The following is an 872-nucleotide window of genomic DNA, read 5'->3' on the forward strand; positions in this document are numbered from 1 at the left end:
TCCAGGTTCGGGAACATCTTCTTGATGTCCCACATCACCGTTTCCAGGCGCTCGGCGATGTCGAACATCTTCATCGAGCCGGCGTCCTTGGACAGCTGGCGCGCGGTTTCCTTGATCACCTGGTTGCGCGGGTCGGCAATGGTGTACACCGGGTGGCCGAAGCCGATCACGACTTCCTTGTTCTCGACGCGGCGGGTGATGTCGGCCTGGGCTTCGTCGGGGCTGTCGTAGCGCTTCTGGATCTCGAAGGCCACTTCATTGGCGCCGCCGTGCTTGGGGCCGCGCAGCGCGCCGATCGCGCCGCAGATGGCCGAGTAAATGTCCGAGCCCGTACCGGCGATGACGCGGCCTGCGAAGGTGCTGGCGTTGAACTCGTGCTCCGCGTACAGGATCATCGAGGTGTGCATGGCGCGCTCCCACAGCGCCGACGGCTTCTTGCCGTGCAGCAGATGCAGGAAGTGGGCGCCGATCGAGTCGTCGTCGGTCTCGACCTCGATGCGGCGGCCATTGTGGCTGTAGTGGTACCAGTACAGCAGCATCGAGCCCAGGCTGGCCATCAGCTGGTCGGCGATGTCGCGCGCGCCCGGCGTGTTGTGGTCATCCTTCTCGGGCAGCACGGTGCCGAGCACGGACACGCCGGTGCGCATCACGTCCATCGGGTGGGCCGAGGCGGGCACCCATTCGAGCGCGGCCTTGACGTTGGCGGGCAGGCCGCGCAGCGACTTCAGCTTGGTCTTGTAGGCGGCCAGTTCGGCCTTGTTCGGCAGCTTGCCGTGGACCAGCAGGTGGGCGATTTCCTCGAATTCGCAGGCGTCGGCCACGTCCAGGATGTCATAGCCGCGGTAGTGCAGGTCGTTGCCGGTACGGCCGAC

General features: G+C 65.7%; 1 protein-coding gene. It reads right to left on the reverse strand.

What is annotated here, in order from left to right:
- The coding region (gene prpC, locus AC3FNH_RS32560) for a bifunctional 2-methylcitrate synthase/citrate synthase (protein ID WP_488723011.1) at positions 1-872 on the reverse strand (872 nt) is incomplete at both ends.

Source organism: Cupriavidus sp. 22TCCZM01-5 (assembly GCF_057798915.1).